This is a genomic window from Mesorhizobium sp. WSM4810 (genome assembly GCF_055811235.1).
On record NZ_JBVVQV010000106.1, the window covers coordinates 1 to 506 of the forward strand.

A 506-nucleotide genomic window follows, 5' to 3' on the forward strand; every position below is an offset into this window, starting at 1 on the left:
TCAATCCGAGGTACTCCCCCGTCGAGCATATCGGCCGTTTGCCGTTCAGGGATCCCTCGGATGCCGAGAAGTTTACCCTTGGCCTGCGCAAAGCGGGGCTGGTGCAGTGATCACGCCACTAAGCCCGGCCGCGTTCCGGAGGAAACGATGTTTCGGACACCAATTCATCTTGCATTCCTGACCGCGTCGGTTATGGCGCTCGCATCGGTCACGGCCGTGGCCGTGACGCACAGATTAAGCGCGGCGAATACCGCGTCACGATCGGCGGATGCAACGACTGCCACACACCGGGGTATTTCTTCGGGAAGCCCGACATGTCGCGCTTTCTCGGCGGCTCGGACGTGGTTTATCCGCCGCAACATCACGCCTGACAAGGAGACCGGCTTCGGCAGCTGGACCCGGAGCAGATCGTCACCGCGATGCAGACCAGCGAACGGCCGGACGGCCGCATCCTAGCGCCCATCATGCCCTGGCACGCTTTTGCGCATCTCACCGCAGATGACGCC

Annotated in this window: 1 pseudogene; it reads left to right on the plus strand. The window is 62.6% G+C overall.

Features of this window, described 5'->3' with window-relative positions:
• Positions 1-147: 147 nt before the first annotated feature.
• A pseudogene (locus tag AC0L3O_RS35510) lies at positions 148-506 on the plus strand (cytochrome c); the annotation flags it as partial.